Below are 23,124 nucleotides of genomic sequence, written 5' to 3'. Positions count from 1 at the left end.
GACGTCCAGTCTACCGGGGCGAGACCCCGCGGGACTCCGGCACCGGACCGGTGGTGTTGCCCGCGCGGAAGACGCTCGTGAAGGTCACGGACGCGGGCTGCTCGCCGAGGAGCATGGCGACCACCGCCGCGCCGGCCGCGCGGCCCTTCTCGACGGCGGGCTGGACCATCGTGGTGAGCTCGTACGGGGCGAGGCCGTCGACGGGCACGCCGTCGAAGCCCGCGACGCTCACGTCACCCGGCACGGACAGCCCCGCCTCCTCGGCGGCGCGGATGACGCCGGCCGCCAGCAGGTCGCTCTGCGCGAGCACGGCGGTGGGGCGCCCGGCGGCGAACACCTGGCGTCCGACGCGCAGGCCCTCGTCGATCGAGCTGGCCAGGGTGGCGAAGGCGGGCGCGTCGGGGAAGACGTCGCGGGCGCCGCCGAGCCGGTCGTGCGTGACGTTGAGCTCGCTCCGCAGGGTCACGATCGCCACGTCGGTGTGCCCGAGGCGGCGCACGTGCTCGGCGAGGCAGCGCTCGGCGTCGTGGTTGTCGAGCCCGATCCGCGGCACCCCCTCGCCGGCGTCGCCTTCGATCACGACGACGGGCACGCCTCGCGCACGCAGGGCCGCCACGTCGGCGGCGGCCTCGGGGATGGTGCCGATCAGCACGGCGGCGTCGAGCGGGACGGTCGCCAGCGTCGCCGCGCCCGTCGCGGGGCCGGGAGCGGTGCCGGAGTCGCCTGCCGGCCCGCCCGGCACCGGCCGCAGCAGGAGGAGGCTGGCATCGACCGAGGCGACGGCGTCGGCGAGGCCGTCCATGGTCGTGCGCTGCACCGGATCGGTGAACGCGATGCCGAGGGGGCCGCGCTGGAGCACGCCCACGATGCCGCTGCGTCCTCGCCGCAGCGAAGCCGCGAGCGGGTCGGGTCCGGTGTAGCCGAGGGCGGCGGCGGCGTCGAGCACGCGGGCACGCGTGGCATCCGAGACCGGGGTCTTGCCCGAGAACACGACGGACGCGGTCGACGGCGAGACGCCCGCCTCGCGGGCGACGTCGGCGATGGTGGCGCGGCGGCTGTTCATCGCCTCGATCGTAACCCGTGGGATTTCGGTCGTCGAATCGATTCGGTAGGCTGTGGCGGTGAGCAACACCCTGACGCGCGCGCAACTGGTCCACTGGCGCACCGCCATCTTCGCGATCTTCTTCGTCACGGGCCTCGGCTTCGCGTCGTGGGCCTCGCGCCTGCCCTCCGTCAAGGCCACCCTGTCGATCGACGACTTCGGGGTCGGCATCCTGCTCTTCGTGATGGGCGTCGCCTCGATCGTCGGCCTGTCGCTGGCCAACGTCATCGTCGCCCGGTGGGGCTCGCGCCGCGGGATGCTGTTCACGATCTCGACCTTCGGTGTCGGCGTGCTGATCACCGGCTTCGGGGTGCAGTTCGCCGAGTCGTACGCGATCACCGCCGTCGGGCTGTCGCTCATGGGGCTCGGCATGGCGAGCACCGACGTGATGATGAACGTCGAGGCGGCGGCTGTCGAGCAGAGCTTCGAGCGCACCCTCATGCCGATGTTCCACGCCTTCTTCAGCCTCGGCACCGTCGCCGGCGCCGGGGTCGGCGTCGCGATGGCCGCGTGGGGCGTCGGAGTCGCCTGGCACCTGTGGATCGCGGGACTGGTCGTGCTCGCGGCGGGGCTCATCGCGCTGGCGTACGTGCCGGCGCACGACGGCGCCCCCGCCGAGGATGCGCCCGAGCTCACCCGCGGCGAGCGCTTCCGCGCCATGCTCGTGGTGTGGCGCGACCCGCGCACCTACGCGATCGGCGTCATCATGCTGGGCATGGCCTTCGCCGAGGGCAGCGCCAACGACTGGCTGACCATCGCGGTCGTCGACGGCCACGACGAGACCGAGGCGACGGGCGCGATCGCGCTCACCGTCTTCTCGGTGGCGATGACCGTCTTCCGCATGCTCGGCGGCCCGCTCGTGGACCGCATCGGCCGGGTGTGGACGCTCCGCATCCTCTCCGTCGCCGCCGGCGTGGGGCTCATCCTCTTCATCCTCGCCCCGTCGACCCCGATCGCCTTCATCGGCGTCGCGCTGTGGGGCGCGGGGGCCTCGCTCGGCTTCCCGCTGGGCATGTCCGCCGCGGCCGACGACCCCGCCAAGGCCGCCGCCTCGGTGTCGGCGGCCGCGACGATCGGCTACCTCGCCTTCCTGTGCGGTCCGCCGGTGCTCGGCTGGATCAGCCACCAGATCGGCATCCTCTCCACCCTGTGGATCATCGTCGGCCTCATCGCTCTGTCGGGGCTGGCCTCCGGCGCGGCCAAGCCGATCGCCGGCTCGAAGGTGGGCGCCGGACACCACTGATCCGACGTCCTCCCCGACGCGGGGCTGACCAGGGACGCGACGCCGGGGACACGTCGCGGGCGGCGGGTAGGCTCGTCGGGTGCGTCTCGTGATCGCCCGCTGCTCCGTCGACTACACCGGTCGGCTCAACGCCCATCTGCCCCTGGCGACCAGGCTTCTCGTCCACAAGGGAGACGGGTCGCTTCTCGTGCACTCCGACGGCGGCTCGTACAAGCCGCTCAACTGGATGAGTCCGCCCTGCACGCTGACCGTCGAAGAGCCGGATGCCGAATCCGCGTCGGCCGGTGTCATCGAGCACTGGCGGGTCACCCACGCCAAGACCGGCGACGCCCTGCTCGTGCGCATCTACGAGGTGATCCACGACTCCTCCCACGAGCTCGGGATCGATCCGGGCCTGCAGAAGGACGGCGTCGAGGCCGACCTGCAGCGCCTGCTCGCCGAACAGGTCGACGTGATCGGCGACGGCCTCACCCTCGTGCGGCGCGAGTTCCCGACCGCGATCGGTCCCGTCGATCTGCTGCTGCGCAATCCCGAGGGCGGCACGATCGCCGTCGAGGTCAAGCGTCGCGGCGACATCGACGGCGTCGAGCAGCTCACCCGCTACCTCGAGCTGCTGGGGCGCGATCCGCATCTGGCACCGGTCACCGGCGTGTTCGCGGCGCAGGAGATCAAGCCGCAGGCCCGGGTGCTGGCCACCGACCGGGGCATCCGCTGCGTGACCCTCGACTACGACGGCATGAAGGGCGTCGAGTCCGGCGCACCCCGTCTGTTCTGACCTGGATCTGTTCCGGCCAGGGGCTGTTCCGACCCGCTGACCCGGCCCTCGCGGGCGGCGGTGCCGTCGGCCCGCTGGCTAGGCTGGCAGGCATGACGATCAGATCTCCGTGGACGTGCATTCTGTGGGACGTCGACGGGACCGTGGTCGACGCGTCCGAGGGCATCCTCCGCCGCCTCACCATCGCGCTCACCCACTTCGGACTCCCCGCACCCACCCGTGAGGAGCTCGTCCACTGGATCGGTCCGCCGCTGTACGACTCGTTCCAGGCGAACGTCGGCATGACCGGCGCGCGCGCCTCGGAGGCCGTGGCCTACTACCGCGAGATCGGCAAGAAGGACGGCTACGCCACCGGCGCACGCCTCTACCCCGGCGTCGGGGAGCTCATCGCCGAGCTGGACGCCGCCGGCGTCCCGCAGGCCACGGCCAGCTCCAAGCCGGAGAACCAGGTCCGCGTGCTCATGGACCACTTCGCGCTCGCCCCGCACCTGCGCGTGATTGTCGGCGCCACCCCCGACGAGAAGACGCTCGCCACCAAGGCCGACATCGTCGCCGAGGCGCTCCGCCAGCTCCGCGAGAAGGGCGTCGACACGAGCCGTCCCGTGCTCATCGGCGACCGTCACCACGACATCGAGGGCGGCGCCGCGCACGATGTGCCGGTGATCTTCGTCCGCTGGGGATTCAGCTGGCCGCACGAGTCCGAGGGGGCGCAGGCGATCGTCGACGACGCCGCCCAGCTGCGCGCCCTGCTGCTCATCGAGGACGACGAGTGAACGAGACCCTGGAGGAGGTGGTGCGCTGGGGTGTCCCGGCCGCCGTCGTCTTCGGGGTCGCCGCCCTGCTCGCCGTCACCGGACTCTGGGCCCTGCGCCGTGCGCGCCGAGGCCCGCGCGCCCGCGCCGCAGCCGAGCTCGATCGCGCGGCCGCCGGCTCAGCCCTCATCGCCCTCGATGATGCCGTCGAAGAGCTCGATCTCGAGGTCGCGCTCTCGGGCGCGCTCTACGACGGCACGGCCCCGCCTGCCCTGCGGCGCGCGCGCATGACCGCCCAGCACGCGCGGGACGACGGCTTCGCGCAGCTCCGCGACCTGGCCGGCGATGCGCACCCCGACGAGATCCGCCGCCTCGCCCGCGGCATCCGCACGCGCGTCGACGTCGCCGCCGGGCAGATCGCGCAGGCCCGTCAGGAGCATGCCGCGTGGATGAGCGCGCACCGCACCGCCGATGCGCAACTCGTCCATTCCCGAGCGCGGCTGGAGACGCTGCGCGCCGAGCTCGGCGACCCCGAGGCGCTCGTCGCAGACATCGCCCGGCAGGTCGAGGACGACGAGGCGCAGGCGGCGCGCGCCGCCGCGGATCAGGCGAAGGCCGCGCTCGGCGATGCGGAGGCCGACCTCTCGGAGGCGGCGGAGCTCCTGAGCGACCCGACGCGTTCGGCGCTGCCCGCCCTGGCCCGCGCCGAGCGGGCGCTGCGCCGGGCTCGCACCGCGGCGCGCGCCCTCGAAGAGCAGCATCGCCTGGTGACCGAGGCGGCCCGCGCGGCACCGGGAGAGCTGGCCGCGGCGCGCGATGCCCTGCGGCAGGCGGAGGCGCTGCGCGCCGACCTCGAGCCGGAGGACGCGGAGCGGCTGGGCGGAGAGCTGCGCCGGCTCGCCGACGACCTCGACGCGGTGGAGGCTCGGGCGGCGGGACGACCGACGAGCACGATCGCCGGCGTCGCGAGAATGCGGGACCGCCTGGACGCCGCCGTGGGCGATGCCCGCACCGCGCAGCAGCGCATGCGCGGTGCACGCACGGCGCTGCCCGGGACGTTGGCAGCGGCGCGGGCGGCGGTGGCGCGCGCGGAGGCTGCGGCATCGACGTCGAGCGCCGACGCGCGCGTGCGGCTCTCGTCGGCTCACGCCGAACTGGCCGCCGCGCGGTCGGCGCAGGACCCGGTCGCCGCGCTGGACGCGGCTCGGCGCGCGTTGCGGCACGCCGAGGACGCCGTCGCCCTCGCGGACTACGACCGTCTCAACGGACGCTAGCGTCCGATCAGATGGGGCGGATGTTCTCCGCCTGCAGGCCCTTGGGGCCCTGGGCGATCTCGAACTCGACCCGCTGGTTCTCCTCGAGCGAGCGGTAGCCGCTCGCTTCGATCGCGGTGTAGTGGGCGAAGACGTCAGCGCCACCCTCGTCGGGGGCGATGAAACCGAAGCCCTTCTCCGAGTTGAACCACTTGACGGTACCGCTGCTGCTCATGAACTGCCTTACTTGTGCTGAAGTCGGAGAGGGATGCACGCCGACGAGTCCCACGGTAACGAAAGCCACCGACAGCGCCATACCCGGGCTCAAGATGGTGACACAAATGTTGCACGACGGTCCGGTTAACCATTCGACGCCCGGGCGTCACGCCAGAGCGCTCGCCCGGGCGTCGACGGATCCCCCCGGATAGGCCACGCAAAGCGTGACGGGGCTCACTTTACTGTCAACGGGCGACGTCGGGCAGATGGTGCTCGATGAGAATCCGCCGAGAAACGCCGGGGAGCGAACGAGGCCCGTGTCCGAGGAACGCATAGGCGCCGGTCGTACACTGATGCCGTCATGACTGAGACCCTGCCACCACTCGATCTCTCCCACGGCGGCATCCTCAGCGACGAGGTCTACGCGACCATCGGCGCGGCCATCCTCGAGGGCCGGCTGCGTCCCGGCCAGCGGCTGCGCGACGTCGAGCTCGCCGCGCAGCTCGGGATCTCCCGCACCCCGGTGCGCGAGGCGCTGCAGCGCCTGGAGCGGTTCGGTCTGGTGGAGGTCGCGGTCGGGCGCTACACCCGCGTGTCCGAGCCCGACGAGCGGCTGCGGGCCGAGACCGCCGACGTGACGGTCCATCTGATGGGAAACGCGCTGCGGATGTCGCTCGCCGTCTGCGGCGATGCCCAGCTCGACGACATCCTCACCGCGGCCGACGCCGTGGTGAGCGCGGCGCGGTCCGGCGACCGCCTCGCCCTGTTCGACCTCTCGGTCACCATGTTCGAGGGGGTCACCCGCGCCACCGGCAACTCGGTCTTCATCGGCATCATGCGCGAGACGGCGCTCGCGATCCAGCGGAACCTGCGCGGCTGGGACGCCTTCCTCGACGTCCCCATCGCCCGTGCGGACTCGTACGTCGCGTTGCGCGACTGCATCGCCCGTCGCGACGGCGACGGCGCGGAGCAGACCCTCCGGATGATCCACGGCCTGCGCTGACCTCGGGCCGCGCCGACGCGGCGCATGCCGACGCTACGACGCCGAGACAGGGCGCACGCGCAGTCCGCACGACACGAGCAGCCCGAGCGACGACATCAGCGCGGTCATGCCCAGAAGCGCCATGACGGCCGGGCCGATGTCCGCGAGCGGCCACGCCCACGGCTGCACGACGCCGTCGATGCGCCCGAGCAGCGCGCAGATCAGCACGTACACCGCAGGCACCAGCCCCTGATGGGTCGCGCTCACCAGCACGCCGCCCACGATCTGCAGCGCCAGCAGCCAGGTGAGCATTCCGACGTATGCCAGCACCTCAGGCCCGGCGAGCAGCGCGGCGAGTGCTGACGCGACGAGGGCGGGACCGATCTGCAGGCTCACCATGACCGCCGCCAGCAGTCCGGCGCTGCGCACGGCGTCCGTTCGCGTCGACGGCCACGCGCGCACGAGCGCAGGCGCGATGAGCAGGGTGCCCAGCAGGGCGAGGAACATTCCGAGCGGCGCCTCACCGGCCGGCCCGGGCAGCGTGACGAGGTGGCCGCCGACGAGGGCGGCGAGGGCGGCCAACCCTGCCTGGAGCAGTCCGATCGGCGCGACGCGATGCGTCTTCAGCGCGAGCTTCACGGGACGGGAGGGTGGAGAGCGCAGTCCTCGAGCGCCGCGATCACTCCGTCCACCCACGCGGCCTGCGCGTCGAGCGGCAGGGAGACGACCGCCTCGAGGGTTTCCGCAGCCTGCCCGTAGAGGTCGTCGACATCGTCCAGGGTCGCGTCGCGACCCAGCATGATCGCCCGCAGCTGCGCGACCGCAACGGCACGAGAGGTCTCACGATGCGCCGCTTCGTCGCCGGCGTGCGGAGGGCAGATGTCTCCAGGGATGTCGCTCGCCAGCGACGCGGCCAGCTGCTCGTCGGTCATCCCCTCCAGATAGATCAATCGAACGACATTCCGGTCCTCCTCTCTGCCGGGGTAGGCGGACACCCGCGTCGGCAGGTCCACCCCCGCGGCGCGCGCTCGGCTGATCAGAGCGGACACCCGTGTGGGGAGACTCGCGACGCTGCGATCGGTCCTCGCCGCGTCGGCCGCGATCTGCTCGGGGAAGAGGCACACCGTCACCTCGCCGGCGCTGCACACCAGCGCGTCGGGGTCACGAGGCCCGGCCGAGGACGGCCCCAGCCCCGTCGCGACGGCGAGCCCGACCGCCAGCGCACCCGTGACGAGGGTGACACCTGTGGCGCCGACGACGATGCCGTGCCGACCGGTGATGCGCAGGACGGCGCACGAGAAGAGGAGCAGCCCGATCCCGCCGATCACGGAGAAGAGCGTCGCCGACAGGAGCGATGCGGCGATGGGCTGCTGCTCGTACTCGCAGCACGTCTCGATGACCAGCCCCGAGAGATGCCGCAGCTCGAACCAGTCGACCGTGCCGGTGAAGCCGAGCCAGCTGTAGCTGGCCACGAGCGCCATCGGGATGCCGAACACGGGGCGGACGATGCTCCCGAGGGCGAACCCGAGAGACGTGTGGAAGACCAGGATCGCCGCAACGGCGCCGACGATGCCCCAGGGGATCGCGCCCTCCGTGCCGCCACCACCGGCGACAACGATCACGCCGACGGCGATCACCATCGTGACGAGCGCGCAGACGAGGCTCGGCCAGAGCGCCACCGCGAGGATGGACACCGGCGAGCGCACGCCGAGGACGCTCTCCGTCCGTCGCACGCGCAGGCGCGACGCCTCGAGGGCAGCTCCGGTGGCGCCGACCGCGGCCGGGACAAGGATCAGCAGCACGGATCGTCCGATGCTCCACGTCCACCATTGCGGCGGCGGAGCGAGGGTCGGGGAGAACTGCGCCGTGATCAGCAGCAGGGGCGCAGCAGGAAGGAGGAGCCAGAACACGGTCCGGCGGCGGAGGGGAATCGGCGACCGCAGGGCTCAGTCCTCCGGCACCAGCGTGGCGTACGCGCGGCGCACCCGATCCGCCGTCGTCGCGCCGGTGTGGCCTGCGAGGAAGGCGTCGAACCCTCCGACGAACTGCGTCGATCCCTCGGCGAGCACGTGCACCTGCACGCCGTCTTCGATGAGCGCGTCGCTGTCATGCGTCGATACGAGGACCGCACGATCCTCTTCGATCCGCCGCAGGATGCCGACGAGTCGCTCGCGCTCGCGGGGATCGAGTCCCGCCGTCGGCTCATCGAGAAGCAGGTAGGCCGGATCGTGGACGAGCACGCCGGCGATTCCCAGGCGCCGCGTCTGCCCGCCCGAGAGCCTCCCGGCGCTCTCGTCGAGTCGCGGACCGAGCCCGACGGCGTCGAGCGCTCGTTCCGCCTCGGGCCACGCGCGCCGCATCGGGATCCCCTTCAGCCAGGCGACGTATGCCACGTGCTCATGGACGCTCAGCCCGGGGAACGCGGTGACGTGCTGCGGCAACCACCCCACCCGTCGCCGGAAGAACGGCGGGCGTCGGCGGGTCGTCGTCAGCGCCCGCCCGTCGAGGGAGAGCGAGCCCTCGAAGCCGACCACGCCGGCGATGGCCTTCAGCAGCGTGGTCTTGCCCGCCCCGTTCGGACCCAGCAGCACCGTGCGGCCGCGGTCGAGCGCGACGGAGACATCGATCAAGCGGGGCTCCCCGCGCCGATACGAGAACCGGGCGACATGAACATCGAGCACCGGGGCCGTCACTCAGTACCCTGTCTTCCTGGTCGATCGGGTGTGTGCATGCGCCTGCTCATTCACACGCGCTCGTAGATGCGTGTCATGACAGGAGCGTCGTGGCACAAGTCCGGCACGTCAACCGGCGTAAGCGCGACAGATGCCTCGGCGCGCAGGCTCGGTGAGGATCTGGGACGCGAAGCTGCCGCGCCCCCTGCCGGTCTCCCGGCTTCCCACGGCGGATTCGGCAGGGCGTCCTTCTCCCGGCCTTTGCTCTGTGCCGGACGCGCCTCCGGTGGTTGAGTGGACACATGACCGCACATGTCGACGAACCGCATCAGCAGGGCCTGGCCCAGCGACTCAACTGGCTGCGGGCTGGGGTCCTCGGAGCCAACGACGGCATCGTCTCCGTGGCCGCCGTGGTCGTCGGCGTCGCGGGCGCGACGAGCGAGATCGCGCCCATCCTCACCGCCGGCGTCGCGGCACTCGTCGGCGGCGCGATCTCGATGGCCCTCGGCGAGTACGTGTCGGTGAGCAGTCAGAGCGACAGCGAGCGGGCGCTCATCGCGAAGGAGAAGCGCGAGCTGCGCGAGATGCCCGACGAGGAGCTCGACGAGCTCACCGGGCTCTACGAGGAGAAGGGCCTGACCCCCGAGACGGCGCGCCAGGTCGCGATCGAGCTCACCGCCCACGACGCGGTCGCCGCGCACCTCTCGGCGGAGCTCAACATCGACGAGAACGACGTCGTCAGCGCATGGCACGCCGCGATCGCCTCAGCGGCGGCGTTCACCCTCGGCGCGCTGCTGCCGATGCTCGCGATCCTCCTTCCGCCGGCGGGCCTGCGCGTGCCGGTGACCTTCGTCGCCGTCCTGGTCGCGCTCGCCCTCACCGGCGGGATCTCGGCTTGGATCGGCGGCAGCTCGAAGATCCGCGCGATCGTCCGCGTGGTGCTCGGCGGCGCGCTCGCGCTGATCGCGACCTATATCGTCGGGTCGCTGCTCGGGGCCTCCGGCGTCGTCTGATCCGGCGCGGCTCCTGCGGCGATCCCCCGTCCGAGGGCATGCCCCGAGAGGATCTGGCTCAGGTCGACGCCCGTCGCGGACTTGACCGACTCGAACGTCGCGGTGAGGCTCGCCGCCTGCTCGCGCGCGATGTGCGTGCCGGCCGTGTCGCCGCCGATGAGCGTGACGCCGCCGACGTTCGCGTAGCCCTTGGCGAACTCGGCCATGAGCGACGGCAGCTGCGAGACGAGCTCGCGGGCGAGGACGGCATCCTGGTTCTCGCGGAGCGCCTCTGCCTCGGCCTGGATGGCGGCGGCCTTGGCCTCACCGATCGCACGGATGGCCTCGGCCTCGGCGACCGACTTCTCCCGCAGCGCCTGCGCCTCGGCGTCGGCGCGGGCGAGGACCGCGGCGGCGTCGGCGGCCGCGGACGCCTGACGGGCCTCCGCCTCGCGCTGCACCGCGTACGCCTCGGCGTCGGCGGTCTGCTGGGCGACGGCGCGATCGGCCTCGGCCTGCTTCTGCCGCGTGTAGGCCTGCGCGTCGGCCGCGGTCTGCGAGCGGTAGCGCTCGGCGTCGGCGACCTTCTTGACGTCGGCGTCGAGCTCGGCCTGCTTGTTCTCCGCCTTCTGCTGCAGCACCGCCTGCTCGCGCTCGGCGCGCGCCAGGTGCTCGGCCTGCTCGGCCTCCGCGTTGGCGCGGCCGATCTCGCTCTTGGCGACGGCCTTGTTCTTGTCGAGCGCCGTCTGCTCGATGAGGTTGGCCTCCTCGGTGGCGAGCTGGCGCTTCTTGACCTCGCGGGCGGCGTCGATCTGGGCGACCTCGGCCTCGCGTCGCACGCGCTCGACCTCCTTGGCGCCGAGCGAGTCGATGTAGCCCTTCGGGTCGGTGATCCCCTGGATGGCGAACGAGTCGAGCACGAGGCCCTGGGCGAGCAGGTCGGGCGAGATGCCCTCGGCGATCTGGTCGCCGAGCTTCTGGCGGTCCTGCATGACCTCCTCGACGCTCAGCTTCGCGACCACTCCGCGCAGGGCGCCCTCGAGCTGCTCCGTGGTGAACTGCTCGATCGCCTGGTCCTGCGACGCGAAGCGCTCGGCCGCGGCCCGCACCTGGTTCGGCTGCGAGCCGACCTTCACGAGCGCGACGCCGGCGAGGTGCAGCGTGACGCCGTTGGCGGTCTGCGCGACGGGCTCCATCTTGATCTGCCGCGAGCGCAGCGAGATCTTGTCGGAGCGCTGCGTCAGCTTGTTGACGAAGGCGCCGCCGCCGGTGATCACCGACATGGCCGAGGTCGTGCCGTCTTCGCCGCGCTGACGCTTTCCGACGACGACGATCGCCTCGTCGGACTGCGGCACCTGGTACCAGGCACGGAAGATGAAGAAGCCGATGAGGGCGAAGAACAGCACCGCCACGGCGACGATGCCGCCGACGATGATCCCGAAGAAGTCCATGCGTGAAGGGGTCTTTCGTGTGAGCCCGCCGGTCGCGGCCGGTGTGCGAGACCTCTGCGGGGCGTACCTGGCTCCAACCTATCGGCAGCGACGTTCCCGCCGCCGTCGCGGGGACCGGATCAGCCCTCGTTCTCCATGTCCGAGCGGATCGTGACGCGCACGGACGAGATCCGGCGCCGGTCCATCCCCGCCACCTGGAGCGTGCCGCCCGGCACGTCGACGGTGTCGCCGACCACCGCAAGACGGCCGAGCCGCTCGGTGATGAATCCCGCGATCGTGTCAGACGACCCCCGCTCGAGGGTGAGCCCGGTCGCCTCCTCGAAGTCCTGCAGGTTGAGGCGGCCGTCCAGCTCGCCGCCGGCGGCCACCGGATCGATCGCGGTGTCGTACTCGTCGAAGATCTCGCCGACGACCTCCTCGACCAGGTCCTCGAGAGTGACGATGCCGTCGGTGCCGCCGTACTCGTCGACCACGACGGCGATCTGATGGCTGCTGGCCCGCATGCGGGTCAGTGTCGGCAGCACCCGTGCCGTGGACGGGAAGTAGGAGATCGGGCGGACGAGACCGGTGAGCGGCCGGTCGGGGTCGTCGGCGGCCGCCTCGAACAGGTCGCGCACGTGGACGAAGCCGACGATGTCGTCGATGGACTTGTCGACGACGGGGTAGCGGGAGAAGGGCAGCTCGCGGACCTGCGCCACCGCGTCGACAAGTCGGGCGGCCTCATCGAGGGCGACCACCTCGGGCCGCGGCCGCATGACCTCGCTGATCTGGCGGCCGCGCAGCGAGAGCACGTCGTCGAGGATGCGCCGCTCGTCGTCGGGCAGCCCCTGGTGGCTGGCGACGATGTCGCGGATCTCCTCGTCGCTGATCTGGTCAGCCGTCTTGTGCGGGTCGCCGCCGAGAAGTCGCACGAGAGCGTTGGTCGACACCGAGAGGAGCCAGATGACCGGCCGCATGAGGGTGGCGAAACCGTTCAGCGCGGGCGCCACGGCGTACGCGAACTGCGCGTTGCGCTGGATCGCGAGGCGCTTGGGCACGAGCTCGCCCAGCACGAGCGAGAGGTAGGCGATCACGAGGGTGAGGAGCACCGTCGCGATAGTGAGCGAGAGCGGCTGCGGCACGCCGGCCGCTTCGAGCAGCGGCGCCACGGACGGCGCGATCGAGGTCGCTCCGTATGCGGCCGAGGCGAAGCCGGCGACCGTCACGCCGATCTGCACCGCCGACAGGAAGGTGTTGGGGTTGCGGGCGAGGTCCGCCACCTTCGCGCCACGGCGACCGCGTGCGGCGATCGCGTTGATCTGGCTCTCCCGCAGGGTCACGAGAGCCATCTCGGTGGCGGCGAACACCCCGCCGATGAGCACGAACGCGATCACCAGACCGATGTTCCACAGCAGATCGCCGGTCATCGCGGCGCTCACCGGGGGTCGTGCCCGCGCGCGACCTCATCGGCCGTCGCTTCGGGGGCGCGCAGGCGGTCGCCGCGCGTCTTCATCAGGCTGGCGATGGTCGCCACCGTGATCGTGCCGGCGATGAACAGCAGCGACAGCCAGATCGGGATCTCGGGGATCACGGTGAACGGCTCGCCGCCGTTGATGAAGGGGAGCTCGTTCTTGTGCAACGCGTGGATCAGCAGCTTCACGCCGATGAACGCGAGGATCACCGCGAGGCCCTGCGCGAGGTACACGAGACGCTCCAGCAGACCGCCGATGAGGAAGTAGAGCTGGCGGAGTCCCATGAGCGCGAACGCGTTGGCGGTGAAGACGATGTAGGCCTCCTCCGTCAGTCCGTAGATCGCGGGGATCGAGTCGACGGCGAAGATGAGGTCGACGAAGCCGATCGCGACGATCACGAGCAGCATCGGCGTGACGAAGCGCCGTCCGTCGCGCACGACCGTCAGCCGGTCACCGTCGTACTCGTCGCTGACCGGCAGCACCCGGCGCACGAGCCGCATGAAGCGGCCGTCGGCGGGGTTGGTGTCGCCGTGCGTGAAGGCCTGACGGTAGGCGAGGAACAGCAGCAGGGCGCCGAACGCGTAGAAGATCCACGAGAAGTTCTCGATGAGCGTGGCGCCGACGGCGATGAAGATCCCGCGCATGATCAGCGCGATGACGATGCCGATCATCAGCACCTTCTGCTGGTAGATCTTCGGCACCGCGAAGCCCGTCATCACGATGAGGAAGACGAAGAGGTTGTCGATCGACAGCGCCTTCTCGGTGAGATAGCCGGCGAAGTACTCGCCGCCGTACGTCCACCCCGACACCACGCCGACGCCCACGCCGAACAGCAGGGCCAGTCCGATGTAGAACGCCGACCAGCGGGCGGACTCCCCGATCGTCGGTTCGTGGGGCTTGCGCACGTGCGCGTAGAACTCGTAGACGAAGAACGCGATGGTGACCGCGATCGTGATGATCCACACGAGCGGAGTGATGTTCACAGAGGTGTCCTAACGATGGCGTGAGCGAATCAGCGCCAAAGTCTTCTCCATCCTCACGATCGAGGACCGGTGACCCGGGATGCGATGCATCCGTAATGACGAGCCGACCGTGCCGGAGTACTCCCCTTGGAACGACAGCGATCCTACGGGGTCGTGCGGAACGATTCCTGAACGATCGCTGAAGCGGGGGGTGGTGTATGGCGGCAGAGGGGCAGCACCACCGGCAGTTTTGGATCGATCGAGACGCAGTCGAGCAGGGGGACACCTTCAACACGACCGAAACCGGACCACCGTGGGCCAACCCCAACTGTACGACCGGCAAGACGTCATAGATATCCACGGATGGTGATGATGGATCTTCACAGCAACGGGCGACGCGCTTCAACAGGAGTGGGCGGTGTGATGCTACTGGCTGCCGCGTCTCTCCTGGTTGGGTGCACGGCGGCACCCGCTTCGCACGCGGATTACCCGGGTTGCGGCTCCATCGAGGAGATCGCGTCCAGCGCAGATCTCGTCGTCCGCGTCACCTACGTCGACTCCGTCGAGGACGTCATCTACCCAGATCTGATCGCGGACGTCAACCCGACAAACAATCCTCAGGGAGGACTTTCGGACGAGGAACTCGAAGCCGCACGTCGCGATGGAGCGGTGGAAGTCACGGTCGCCACCGTCGAGATCGCTGAGGTATTCAAAGGCGACGGTCAACGGGGCGATCGGATTCAGATCTCGCAGCTCGGAACGCGGGATCACTCCAGCGCCGAGACGACACTGCTCAGTACGCTGCCGGAGGATGGCTCCGCCGTCGTCTTCTTGCGCGACTGGAGAGAAGCCCCCTACGACCTTCTGAACCCGCAGCAGGGCATGTTCATCGTTTCCGCTGACGACGCGGTGAGAACGCTCTCGAGTGACTCAGCCTTCGACATCCGATCTCTCGACGACCTTCGGGCTGCGATCAGCGAGCGATAGGCGTGATTCGCCCCGCGAGCGCATCTGCGGGTGGGCCCGAACCGTCGGGGTCGCGCTCATAGGATGAGCGCAACCACCCGAAGAAGGGATACGGATGCAGGTCTCTGCTTCTAGGACGCTCCGCGCCACCGCCATCGTCGCGGCGATCGTGATGGCGGGCGCACTCGCGGTCGTATCCCCGGCCAGCGCCGAGCCGGATTACGACCTGAATCGGGTCTACTTCACTGACGTGGAGGACCAGCCCCAACGTCTCGCACTGTCAGCGGACGGCAGACGCCTGTACGGCGGTTCCAATCAGCTCAGTGAACCCGGCTTGCTGACCGTCCTCGACGTCACCTCCGGTGCGCTGATAGCTCAGAAGACCTTCGCGGATGGGGTCGGCGACGTCGAGGTGTCGCCCGATGGACGCCGCGTGTACTTCACGCATGGCGGACCGGTGTTCCTCGACGAGTGCTTCATCTCCGAAGTGGACGCCTCGACGCTTCGGATCATTCGCGACCTCAAGGTAGGCGCCTTCTGCCGTGAGATCTTGCTGTCGCGCACCGGCAAGACCCTGTTCGTCTCCGACAACGACGAGGTTCTCTTCGTCGACGTCGCAACGGGTGCGGTGCGTGCCACCTTCGATGTCCCCGGATACCCCGGTGATCTCGCCCTGTCCGCCGATGATTCGACGTTGTACGTCGCCGACCTACAGTGGGGCCGGGTGCACGCGATCAGCGTCACGGCGGGGATGATGCTGCCCAGCGTCCGTCTGCCTACCGTGGACACCGACCCCGATCGGGTCGACAGGCTGTACGTCTCACCCGATGGCGACACGCTGCACGCCGTGAGTGACCGGGCGGTCTACACCGTGCCGTTGGCCGACAACGCACTGCCTCTCGACGAAGCCGGCGACATCGATCGAACCCCGGTGATCGAACACTTCAGCACAGCGCTATCGCGCGATGGGAAGAGGCTCTACTTGTCCGCCTCGACCTCTCTGAATGTCTTCAACACGGAAACGCTGGGTACCTCTGCCGCACCCACCGAGTGGGGTGGCTCGGCTTCGGCGCTCGCCGAGTCGGTCGACGGCAGACGTCTCCATGTGTCGGCGCTGGGTTACCTCATCACGCTCGGCGTCACTCGCAGCTTGGTCTACCCCGACAGCTCGCTGAACGCCACCGCCGGAAAGAGCTTCCGGTCGACCACACCGACCTACCGGTACGACACCGAAGATGCGCACTATCGGGTGTGGCCAGCGCTTCCCGCCGGCCTGCGACTGAACTCGTCGACCGGCGTCATCAGCGGCACGCCCACGCGCGCACAGAGCACACAGACGTACACGGTGTACACGGACTACCTCCTGATCAATACGGACGAGCGAGTGCGCGTCAGGGCGAGCATCACGATCCGCGTCGCCAAGCAGACGACCGCCACGAAGATGGCCCTGTCGAAGACGTCGCAGAAGTATGGGACGACCCAGCCGGCGAAGCTGACCGCGGTGGTCTCGCCCGCGATTGCGGGCACGTTCCGCATCTACTCCGGGTCCTACCGTCTTGCGAGCGTGTCGACGAAGACGGGGAAGATCACGTGGACGCTGCCGCGCACGCTCAGCGTTCGAAAGCACACCCTCAAGGTCGTGTTCGTCCCCGCGAACCGCGACGTCTACGGCGCCTCGTCCACGTCTACCCGCACGTTCACCGTCACTCGCTGAGGCGAGGCTCGTCTCGAGTCAGCCGCGCGCGGCCGGCGGCGGCACGTCGAGGTCGGCGCCGATGCCGGTGACTCTCTCGCCCTCGCCCACCACTACGAGGTCGGCCGAGTCCAGGTCGGGCTTGTCGTCCCAGTACTTCTCGTGCGACGGCTCCGCCTCCGAGGACTGGCGCCTCATCGCCGTGTCGGCGTCATCCCACGGTCGCTCCCGGATGGGACGGGAGAAGCTCACGGCGTAGGTGCCGGGGGCCACCCCGCGAATCCTGTAGGTGCCGTCCTGGTCGCTCTGCGCCCAGCTCCCCTGCTCCCACTCGCCATCGGCGGCGAGCAGCCAGCTGTACACCGACGCGCCGTACTCTCTCGCGGCCTCACCCCGCACCACGCCGGAGATCGTTCCTCCCGCGGCCAGCGCCACGTCCAATCCGGCGCGCTCCGCCGATGCTCCGACGGTCACGATGTCCGCTCCGGTCCAGTCGCTGGCGCCGCCCCACCACTGGCGTGCAGCCCTGCCGCGAGGAGGCGTGACCTCGATCTTGTACGCACCCGCGGCCAGTCCGTCCACCGCGTACTCGCCCTCTGACGACACCGCGGAGTGCCCCTTCGAGATGCGTTCGCGAGCATCCCACACCGTCACCCACACACGCTCCGGCGAGCGCTTGGAGGTCGGCGGCAGGGAGATCGTCCCCGTGAGGGTGGCGCCCTTCACGAGCGCGACATCCGCCCGCGCTCACCGCTCCCCCGGCTGAAGGTGGATGACGTCGGCGTCCTGTGCGCTGGTCGCGCCTCCCCACCATTGCGGGGCCAGCCCCGCGTCGTACACCGAGACGAACACCGTGTAATCCCCGGGCGCGAGGGACAAGAAGCTGTACGTGCCATCCGGACCGGCGGTCGTACTGCCCGCCGTCGAGTCCGTCTCGTCCTCGCCGGGGCGGTAGAGGTACAGATGGATGAGCGTCTCCTCGCTGAGTTCGACGCCGTCCGGGAGGGTCACCCGTCCGCTGATCGACGCCATTCCGGGTCCGAGAGGCACACTGCACGCGGACGCGAGCGCCACGGTCATCGCGACGATCATCGTGACCGCCGCGAGTCTGCGGGCCACCCGGGCCAGCACCCCCCTGTGCATGGCTACAACGTACTGCCGGAGTGGCCGTTGCTACTGAACTGCAAGCGACCGCTGAAGAGCGAGGCACCCCGCCGGCTACACGCACAGGGTGAGCGAGCGGATGACCGCGACAACCGTCACGAGCGCCGCTATGGCGACAACGAGCGCGCCCATCCCTACGTAGAGGGTCTTTCGCCGCTTCGTTGCGAGCGCCGCCAGCGCCCCTGCCCCCACCAATGTCGCGAGTGGGGCGAGGTGAACGATCGGCATGAGCAACCCGCTCCAGCTCCCTGGTCGCTCCCCGTACGCGGAGAACATCGCCGCGGCGATCATGATTGTTCCGTAGATCACGAGGGCCGTGATCGGCAGGACCAGCGCGACGATCCGGTATGCGCGATGAATGCGTGCGCGCACCCTCGGGAGGAGGCTCACTGCGGGAACGACGGCCATCGCGACGCACGACAGGATGACCGCGGCAGTGGTGGTGGCGTCGGGGCAGCCCATTCCCGAACTGGTGGCGAAGCTGGCCGCGATGCCGGCTGCGCCGGCCGCGCCGAGGAGAACGACGTAGAGCAGCCCGAGCAGGTGGGGGGCTGACCCCCTCCGCGGTGATGTCGTGGCGGCGGCTACGTCCATGGGGGAATCATGCCTGGAGTATCTCGTACCCGTCATCGGGCTCTCGCTACTTCGCGATCACGTACACGTTCGTGGAGAGTCGGAGGTGGTCGCCGTCTGGAGCTTCACCGCTGTTGGGTACGAGCAGATAGTTCACGGCTGTGCTCTCTGACACCGTGATCTCTCGACCGAAGAAGTCGCAGGCCGCTTGGGTATCGCCATCCGTCGGCACGATCACGAGACATGCGTGGTCTTCGGACGCGCCTCGTGCGATCCAGACACGCGTCCCCTCGTACTCGCCGACGAGTCTTGCCGATTCGGGGGTGAGGACGGCATCGTCAGCCACCGAACCGGGGAGCTGGTCAGAGGATTGAGCGGCACGCTCCAGATCGTCGTACGGCGAGGTCGACGTCGCACAACCAGTGAGCGCAACGGACGTCACCGCGACAACGACTGCGACGCACAACGATGATCGAGCCCCTTGAGCTTGGACGCTCCGAGATCTGATCATCGTGAACCCGCTCTGTCGGTCTCGAAAAGTTGCTTCACGCCGGACTCTGTCAGTCAGTCCTGCCGCGACAGTACTCGTACTTCCGGCGGCGAGCGCCGCTCACGCAGCGACCTGCGGCGCCCAGCCGGAGACGACGAAGCCGGTCGGAGCTTCTGACTCCGACCGGCTTCATGGTTGTTCTTCGCTGTGCGCGAGGGGGGAGTTGAACCCCCACGCCCTTTCGGGCACTGGCACCTGAAGCCAGCGCGTCTGCCTATTCCGCCACTCGCGCGAAATCCGCGTCTCCGCGAACTCAACCTCCCGAGGATATCACGGCCCCGTCGGTGCGCAGAATCGCCGTGTCCGGAGCGCGCACAGGCGTGTGTTCAGACTCTGCAACTACCATGTGAGCACCGGTCCGCCTGCCAGAGGAGCCCCGTGGGACTACTTGACAGCTTCGAGAAGGGGCTGGAGCGCGCCGTGAACGGCGCGTTCGCGAAGACCTTCCGCAGCGGTGTCCAGCCTGTCGAGATCGCGTCCGCGCTGCGGAGCGAGCTCGACAAGAAGGCCGCCGTCGTGAGCCGCGATCGCATCCTCGCGCCCAACACATTCGCCGTGCGGCTGTCGCCGACCGACGCCGAGCGGCTGAGCACGCTCGGCTCCACGCTCGACACCGAACTGCTCCGCCTGGTCGAGGACCACGCGAAGGCGCAGGGCTACAGCTTCGCCGGCCCGGTGACGATCTCCGTGAACACCGACGAGCAGCTGTCCACCGGCACCCTCCGCGTCGATTCGCGCAGCGCCGCGGGCGATGTGTCGTGGCGGGCCGTCGTCGAGGTCGAGGGCAAGCGGCACCCGCTGGTCAAGAGCCGCACGGTCATCGGCCGCGGCAGCGACGCCGACATCACCATCGCGGATGCCGGAACGAGCCGCCGCCACGTCGAGATCCTGTGGGACGGCGAGCGCGCGATGGTGCGCGACATGAACTCCACCAACGGCACCAAGCTCAACGGCGCGAAGGTCGTCGAGGCGGGCCTGACGCCCGGCTCGGTCGTGACGATCGGCCGCACCGACATCGTCTTCACCGTGGTGCCGCAGACGACGCCGGCCCGGCCCTCGATGTCGGCCGACGATGCGACGCGTGCCTTCGACTTCGGAGGAGCGTCGTGAGCTCACTGACCCTGTTGCTGCTGCAGGTCGGGTTCCTGGTCCTGCTCTGGTTCTTCGTCTTCGCCGTCGTGTATTCGCTCCGCGCCGACCTGTTCGGCGTGAAGGCGCGGAAGCTCCCCGAGCCGCCCGCGGCAGCGCCGGCGCCCGCGTCGAACGTCGCCGCGCCGTCTCCGGCCGCAGCGACGGCCCCGGTCTCGTCGCCGGCGCCCGGCCGCAGCGGCGTCGACAAGGCCACCACGGACACGGTCTCGCGCATCGTGATCACGAGCGGCCCGAAGGCGGGGCTCGAGGTGCCGCTGGGCTCGGAGCCGGTCACGATCGGCCGATCCAGCGAGTCGGGTCTCGTCATCCGCGACGACTACACGTCATCGCACCACGCGCGCCTGCTGCTGTGGGGCGAGCAGTGGATGGTCCAGGACCTGGACTCGACCAACGGCACCTGGCACAACGGCGAGCGCGTCACCACCCCGGTGCCGGTCATCGTCGGCGCGACGATCAAGGTCGGCGCGACGACGTTCGAGCTGCGGAAGTAGCGGGCGCCGATCCATGGTCTTCGAGGGCTCGAGTGTCGCCATCTCCCATACGGGGAAGGTGCGATCGAACAACCAGGACTCGGGCTATTCCGGCTCGAACCTGTTCGCGGTCGCCGACGGCATGGGTGGCCACGCCGGCGGTGACGTCGCGTCGAGCCTCGCGATCCACCGCCTGAAGGACCTCGACCACGCCTTCCCGTCGACCGCCGCGGCCGAGCGGGCGCTGCGGGACGCCATCGCCGACACCGCAACCGAGCTCATCGACACCGTGGTGGTGCGGCCGGAGCTGGCCGGCATGGGGACGACGGTCAGCGCGATCGTGATGGTCGACGACCACGCCGTGATCGCGCACATCGGCGACTCCCGCGTCTACCTGTACCGCGACGACGCCCTCACGCAGATCACGACCGACCACACCTTCGTGCAGCGGCTGGTCGACTCGGGACGCATCACCCCCGAGGAGGCGCGCTACCACCCGCGCCGTTCCGTGCTCATGCGCGTGCTGGGCGACATGGACCCCGACCCCGAGATCGACGCGTTCGTCATGCAGACCCAGCCGGGCGACCGCTGGCTCATCTGCTCCGACGGCCTGTCGGGAGTGGTCGACGACGCGCACACGGGCAAGGTGCTCGGCCAGGGCCTGGCCCCGGGGCGCACGGCCGACCTGCTGCTGAAGCAGGCGCTCGACGGCGGCGCGCCCGACAACGTGACGATCGTCCTCGTCGACGTCGGCGGAGCGCATCCCGTCGTCAGCGGCACCCCGACGATCGTCGGGTCGGCCTCGACGCCGCAGGGCATCGAGGTCCCCGCCGCGCGGCCCGGCCGCACGAGCTGGCTGCACCCGGGCCGCCAGGCCGCCAACGAGCCCACGCACTTCGAGCCCGCCGCCGAGTTCCTCGAGGAGGTCATCGAGGAGGATCGCCGCCGCGCCCGCCGCCGCCGCATCTGGTGGCTGGTCGGACTCCTCGTGGTGCTCGCCGCCCTCGCGGGCGCGCTGTTCGGCGCCTACCAGTGGACCCAGACCCGCTACTTCATCGGTCCCGACGACGACTCGGTCGTGATCTACCGCGGGATCCCGCAGGACATCGGCCCGATCTCGCTCGCGTCGGTCTACGAGGACACCGGCATCCTGCTGGCCGACCTCCGTGCCTACCAGCGCATCTCCGTGGAGCAGACGATCGCGGTGCGCTCGCTCGCCGACGCGCAGGCCCGCATCGACAACCTGCGCCCAGAGCCAGAACCGACGCCCGAGCCCGAGGCGACGCCGGAGCCCACGCCGGAGGTGACCCCGTGACCGCCGAGATCCAGGCCGACACCCAGGTGATGAAGGCGCTGCGCCGCATCCGCATGCCGCAGACCCACCGCAACCGCGAGCTGTGGCTGCTGCTGTTCGCGTTCCTCGTCAACGGCAGCGCGACGGCCCTCGTGCAGCTGGGCGTCCTGGGCGAGATCGAGTGGACGTTCCTCTACCTGTGCGGCGGGCTGACGGTGCTCGCGCTGATCCTGCACGTCGTGCTGCGCCTTCGGGCGCCGGCGGCCGACCCGTTCGTCGTTCCGATCGCCACGCTGCTGACCGGGCTGGGCATCGCGATGATCTACCGCATCGACCTCGGCAAGGGATGGGAGGGCTGGGAGGGCTTCTCGCTGCGCCAGCTGGCCTGGTCGGCGATCGCGATCGCCGCCGCCATCGCGATCGTCATCGCGCTGCGCAACTACCGCGTCCTCTTCCGCTACACCTACGTCTTCGGCTTCGCGGGCATCGCGCTGCTGCTGCTCCCGTTCGTGCCGGGACTGGGCGTCGAGGCCGGGGCCGACGTCTGGGTCTCGGTGGCGGGGCTCTTCTCGTTCCAGCCGGGCGAGCTCGCCAAGATCGCCCTGGCGATCTTCTTCGCGGGCTACCTCGTGCGCACCCGCGAGGCGCTCGCCTCGGTGGGCACCCGCTTCCTCGGGGTCACCTGGCCGCGGGCGCGCGAGCTGGGCCCGGTGCTGGTGGTGTGGGGCGTCTCGCTCGGCATCATCGTGCTCCAGCGCGACCTCGGCACCGGACTGCTGATCTTCGGCATGTTCATCGCGATGATCTACGTCGCGACCGGCAAGACGAGCTGGGTGATCATCGGCGTCACCCTCGCCGTCGCCGGTGCGCTGGCTGCCGCCCAGGTGCTCCCGTACGTGCACGCGCGCTTCACGAACTGGCTCGACGCCTTCAACCCCGAGACGATCGACGGGTCGAGCCTGCAGCTGGCAAGCGGCGTGTTCGGGCTCGCCCAGGGGGGCCTGTTCGGCACCGGCCTCGGCCTCGGCCGGCCCGGGATCACCCCGCTGGCGTGGAGCGACTACATCATCCCGAGCCTCGGCGAGGAGCTCGGCCTCGTCGGCCTGTTCGCGATCCTCGCGCTCTACATGGTGTTCGTGAGCCGCGGCATCCGCGTCGGCATCGCCGGGCAGGACGATTTCGGCAAGCTGCTGGCGACGGGGCTGTCGTTCACGATCGCGCTGCAGGTGTTCATCATGGTCGGCGGCGTGACGCGCCTGATCCCGCTGACCGGTCTCACGACGCCCTTCCTCGCGGCGGGCGGCTCCTCGCTGATCGCGAACTGGATGATCGTCGCGATCCTGCTGCGCATCTCGGACGCCGTCCGCTCCCGGCCCCGCGTGGTGATCGGATGAGCGGGGTGCGCGACATG

At 70.1% G+C, this 23,124-nt stretch carries 23 protein-coding genes and 1 tRNA gene; 12 read left to right on the top strand and 12 right to left on the bottom strand.

Going from position 1 to position 23,124, the window contains the following annotated elements; translation table 11 throughout:
• Positions 1 to 10: 10 nt before the first annotated feature.
• The gene (locus tag ACPWUT_RS00235; RefSeq protein WP_425839372.1) at positions 11 to 1,063 is read right to left on the bottom strand and encodes a LacI family DNA-binding transcriptional regulator; all 1,053 of its coding nucleotides are present in this window, start codon (positions 1,061 to 1,063) and stop codon (positions 11 to 13) included.
• 58 nt (positions 1,064 to 1,121) lie between these two features.
• On the opposite strand from ACPWUT_RS00235, the gene ACPWUT_RS00230 reads away from it, so the two are divergent.
• The 4 genes from ACPWUT_RS00230 to ACPWUT_RS00215 all read left to right on the top strand — a co-directional run bounded on the left by ACPWUT_RS00230 (position 1,122) and on the right by ACPWUT_RS00215 (position 5,146).
• Positions 1,122 to 2,345, top strand: a complete 1,224-nt coding sequence (locus tag ACPWUT_RS00230) for an MFS transporter (RefSeq protein WP_284528475.1) — start codon at positions 1,122 to 1,124, stop codon at positions 2,343 to 2,345.
• A gap of 79 nt (positions 2,346 to 2,424) precedes the next feature.
• Positions 2,425 to 3,120 carry an endonuclease NucS gene (gene nucS / locus ACPWUT_RS00225; RefSeq protein WP_284528474.1) on the top strand — a complete coding sequence of 232 codons (696 nt, stop codon included), beginning with the start codon at positions 2,425 to 2,427 and terminating at the stop codon, positions 3,118 to 3,120.
• A gap of 92 nt (positions 3,121 to 3,212) precedes the next feature.
• Positions 3,213 to 3,893: an HAD hydrolase-like protein gene (locus ACPWUT_RS00220; protein WP_425839367.1), complete on the top strand. Its 681-nt coding sequence runs from the start codon at positions 3,213 to 3,215 to the stop codon at positions 3,891 to 3,893.
• Positions 3,890 to 5,146, top strand: a complete 1,257-nt coding sequence (locus tag ACPWUT_RS00215) for a hypothetical protein (RefSeq protein ID WP_425839364.1) — start codon at positions 3,890 to 3,892, stop codon at positions 5,144 to 5,146. The genes ACPWUT_RS00220 and ACPWUT_RS00215 overlap by 4 nt, the downstream gene beginning before the upstream one ends.
• Positions 5,147 to 5,153: 7 nt before the next feature.
• On the opposite strand, the gene ACPWUT_RS00210 is transcribed toward ACPWUT_RS00215, so the two are convergent.
• Positions 5,154 to 5,360, bottom strand: coding sequence for a cold-shock protein (locus tag ACPWUT_RS00210; RefSeq protein ID WP_144806772.1), 207 nt, complete (start codon positions 5,358 to 5,360; stop codon positions 5,154 to 5,156).
• Between the two features lie 342 nt (positions 5,361 to 5,702).
• On the opposite strand from ACPWUT_RS00210, the gene ACPWUT_RS00205 reads away from it, so the two are divergent.
• Positions 5,703 to 6,344, top strand: coding sequence for a GntR family transcriptional regulator (locus ACPWUT_RS00205; RefSeq protein WP_425839360.1), 642 nt, complete (start codon positions 5,703 to 5,705; stop codon positions 6,342 to 6,344).
• Between the two features lie 33 nt (positions 6,345 to 6,377).
• Here the strand turns inward: ACPWUT_RS00205 and ACPWUT_RS00200 are convergent, their stop codons facing one another.
• The 3 genes from ACPWUT_RS00200 to ACPWUT_RS00190 are packed head-to-tail and all read right to left on the bottom strand — an operon-like array spanning position 6,378 to position 8,953.
• The gene (locus ACPWUT_RS00200) at positions 6,378 to 6,962 is read right to left on the bottom strand and encodes a hypothetical protein (RefSeq protein ID WP_425839357.1); all 585 of its coding nucleotides are present in this window, start codon (positions 6,960 to 6,962) and stop codon (positions 6,378 to 6,380) included.
• Positions 6,959 to 8,233, bottom strand: a complete 1,275-nt coding sequence (locus ACPWUT_RS00195) for a DUF7224 domain-containing protein (RefSeq protein ID WP_425839354.1) — start codon at positions 8,231 to 8,233, stop codon at positions 6,959 to 6,961. The genes ACPWUT_RS00200 and ACPWUT_RS00195 overlap by 4 nt, the downstream gene beginning before the upstream one ends.
• A gap of 36 nt (positions 8,234 to 8,269) precedes the next feature.
• Positions 8,270 to 8,953: an ATP-binding cassette domain-containing protein gene (locus tag ACPWUT_RS00190; protein WP_284528468.1), complete on the bottom strand. Its 684-nt coding sequence runs from the start codon at positions 8,951 to 8,953 to the stop codon at positions 8,270 to 8,272.
• A 344-nt stretch (positions 8,954 to 9,297) separates the two neighbouring features.
• Between ACPWUT_RS00190 and ACPWUT_RS00185 the strand changes: the two genes are divergently transcribed.
• Positions 9,298 to 10,008 (top strand): VIT1/CCC1 transporter family protein, encoded by a 711-nt coding sequence (locus ACPWUT_RS00185; protein WP_425839350.1) that lies wholly within the window; start codon positions 9,298 to 9,300, stop codon positions 10,006 to 10,008.
• On the opposite strand, the gene ACPWUT_RS00180 is transcribed toward ACPWUT_RS00185, so the two are convergent.
• The 3 genes from ACPWUT_RS00180 to ACPWUT_RS00170 form a co-directional block, all read right to left on the bottom strand.
• Complete coding sequence (locus ACPWUT_RS00180) at positions 9,966 to 11,438, bottom strand: SPFH domain-containing protein (RefSeq protein ID WP_425839347.1); 1,473 nt, start codon at positions 11,436 to 11,438, stop codon at positions 9,966 to 9,968. The two genes, ACPWUT_RS00185 and ACPWUT_RS00180, sit on opposite strands and share 43 nt — an antisense overlap.
• A 119-nt stretch (positions 11,439 to 11,557) precedes the next feature.
• A complete protein-coding gene (locus ACPWUT_RS00175) occupies positions 11,558 to 12,844 on the bottom strand; it encodes a hemolysin family protein (RefSeq protein ID WP_425842324.1) in 1,287 nt (428 codons plus the stop codon).
• A gap of 8 nt (positions 12,845 to 12,852) precedes the next feature.
• A complete protein-coding gene (locus ACPWUT_RS00170) occupies positions 12,853 to 13,872 on the bottom strand; it encodes a TerC family protein (RefSeq protein ID WP_425839344.1) in 1,020 nt (339 codons plus the stop codon).
• Between the two features lie 342 nt (positions 13,873 to 14,214).
• Between ACPWUT_RS00170 and ACPWUT_RS00165 the strand changes: the two genes are divergently transcribed.
• Together ACPWUT_RS00165 and ACPWUT_RS00160 are read left to right on the top strand one after the other, a co-directional pair.
• Positions 14,215 to 14,838, top strand: a complete 624-nt coding sequence (locus tag ACPWUT_RS00165; RefSeq protein ID WP_425839341.1) for a hypothetical protein — start codon at positions 14,215 to 14,217, stop codon at positions 14,836 to 14,838.
• A 94-nt stretch (positions 14,839 to 14,932) separates the two neighbouring features.
• Entirely contained in the window at positions 14,933 to 16,531 is a 1,599-nt protein-coding gene (locus ACPWUT_RS00160; RefSeq protein ID WP_425839338.1) for a putative Ig domain-containing protein, read from the top strand.
• Positions 16,532 to 16,549: 18 nt separating this feature from the next.
• Here ACPWUT_RS00160 and ACPWUT_RS00155 read toward each other — a convergent pair whose 3' ends face one another.
• From ACPWUT_RS00155 to ACPWUT_RS00140, 4 genes are all read right to left on the bottom strand, one after another.
• Positions 16,550 to 17,236 (bottom strand): hypothetical protein, encoded by a 687-nt coding sequence (locus ACPWUT_RS00155; RefSeq protein WP_425839335.1) that lies wholly within the window; start codon positions 17,234 to 17,236, stop codon positions 16,550 to 16,552.
• Between the two features lie 21 nt (positions 17,237 to 17,257).
• Complete coding sequence (locus ACPWUT_RS00150) at positions 17,258 to 17,653, bottom strand: carboxypeptidase-like regulatory domain-containing protein (RefSeq protein WP_425839332.1); 396 nt, start codon at positions 17,651 to 17,653, stop codon at positions 17,258 to 17,260.
• 75 nt (positions 17,654 to 17,728) lie between these two features.
• A complete protein-coding gene (locus ACPWUT_RS00145) occupies positions 17,729 to 18,268 on the bottom strand; it encodes a hypothetical protein (protein ID WP_425839329.1) in 540 nt (179 codons plus the stop codon).
• 677 nt (positions 18,269 to 18,945) lie between these two features.
• Positions 18,946 to 19,029: transfer RNA gene (locus tag ACPWUT_RS00140), tRNA-Leu, on the bottom strand.
• A 146-nt stretch (positions 19,030 to 19,175) separates the two neighbouring features.
• On the opposite strand from ACPWUT_RS00140, the gene ACPWUT_RS00135 reads away from it, so the two are divergent.
• Genes ACPWUT_RS00135 through ACPWUT_RS00120 form a run of 4 tightly spaced genes read left to right on the top strand, consistent with a single transcriptional unit; the run spans position 19,176 to position 23,107 of the window.
• Positions 19,176 to 19,907 carry an FhaA domain-containing protein gene (locus tag ACPWUT_RS00135; RefSeq protein ID WP_284528460.1) on the top strand — a complete coding sequence of 244 codons (732 nt, stop codon included), beginning with the start codon at positions 19,176 to 19,178 and terminating at the stop codon, positions 19,905 to 19,907.
• Positions 19,904 to 20,440, top strand: a complete 537-nt coding sequence (locus ACPWUT_RS00130) for an FHA domain-containing protein FhaB/FipA (protein ID WP_425839325.1) — start codon at positions 19,904 to 19,906, stop codon at positions 20,438 to 20,440. Before ACPWUT_RS00135 ends, ACPWUT_RS00130 begins: the two co-directional genes overlap by 4 nt.
• Before the next feature lie 13 nt (positions 20,441 to 20,453).
• A complete protein-coding gene (locus tag ACPWUT_RS00125; protein ID WP_284528458.1) occupies positions 20,454 to 21,734 on the top strand; it encodes a PP2C family protein-serine/threonine phosphatase in 1,281 nt (426 codons plus the stop codon).
• Positions 21,735 to 21,763: 29 nt separating this feature from the next.
• A complete protein-coding gene (locus tag ACPWUT_RS00120; protein ID WP_425842321.1) occupies positions 21,764 to 23,107 on the top strand; it encodes an FtsW/RodA/SpoVE family cell cycle protein in 1,344 nt (447 codons plus the stop codon).
• Positions 23,108 to 23,124: the final 17 nt, after the last annotated feature.

The organism is Microbacterium sp. PA5 (assembly GCF_049860775.1).
Classification (GTDB): Bacteria; Actinomycetota; Actinomycetes; order Actinomycetales; family Microbacteriaceae; genus Microbacterium.
Note: the sequence above shows the minus strand (reverse complement) of the source record. Positions and strands in the feature narration are given on the sequence as shown.

Coding starts and splice junctions, on each gene's coding strand:
- ACPWUT_RS00235 (WP_425839372.1), bottom strand. CDS start 1,063: ATGAACAGCCGCCGCGCCACCATCGCCGACGTCGCCCGCGAGGCGGGC.
- ACPWUT_RS00220 (WP_425839367.1), top strand. CDS start 3,213: ATGACGATCAGATCTCCGTGGACGTGCATTCTGTGGGACGTCGACGGG.
- ACPWUT_RS00210 (WP_144806772.1), bottom strand. CDS start 5,360: ATGAGCAGCAGCGGTACCGTCAAGTGGTTCAACTCGGAGAAGGGCTTC.
- ACPWUT_RS00205 (WP_425839360.1), top strand. CDS start 5,703: ATGACTGAGACCCTGCCACCACTCGATCTCTCCCACGGCGGCATCCTC.
- ACPWUT_RS00185 (WP_425839350.1), top strand. CDS start 9,298: ATGACCGCACATGTCGACGAACCGCATCAGCAGGGCCTGGCCCAGCGA.
- ACPWUT_RS00180 (WP_425839347.1), bottom strand. CDS start 11,438: ATGGACTTCTTCGGGATCATCGTCGGCGGCATCGTCGCCGTGGCGGTG.
- ACPWUT_RS00175 (WP_425842324.1), bottom strand. CDS start 12,844: ATGACCGGCGATCTGCTGTGGAACATCGGTCTGGTGATCGCGTTCGTG.
- ACPWUT_RS00165 (WP_425839341.1), top strand. CDS start 14,215: ATGGTGATGATGGATCTTCACAGCAACGGGCGACGCGCTTCAACAGGA.
- ACPWUT_RS00160 (WP_425839338.1), top strand. CDS start 14,933: ATGCAGGTCTCTGCTTCTAGGACGCTCCGCGCCACCGCCATCGTCGCG.
- ACPWUT_RS00150 (WP_425839332.1), bottom strand. CDS start 17,653: ATGCACAGGGGGGTGCTGGCCCGGGTGGCCCGCAGACTCGCGGCGGTC.
- ACPWUT_RS00145 (WP_425839329.1), bottom strand. CDS start 18,268: ATGGACGTAGCCGCCGCCACGACATCACCGCGGAGGGGGTCAGCCCCC.
- ACPWUT_RS00125 (WP_284528458.1), top strand. CDS start 20,454: ATGGTCTTCGAGGGCTCGAGTGTCGCCATCTCCCATACGGGGAAGGTG.
- ACPWUT_RS00120 (WP_425842321.1), top strand. CDS start 21,764: ATGAAGGCGCTGCGCCGCATCCGCATGCCGCAGACCCACCGCAACCGC.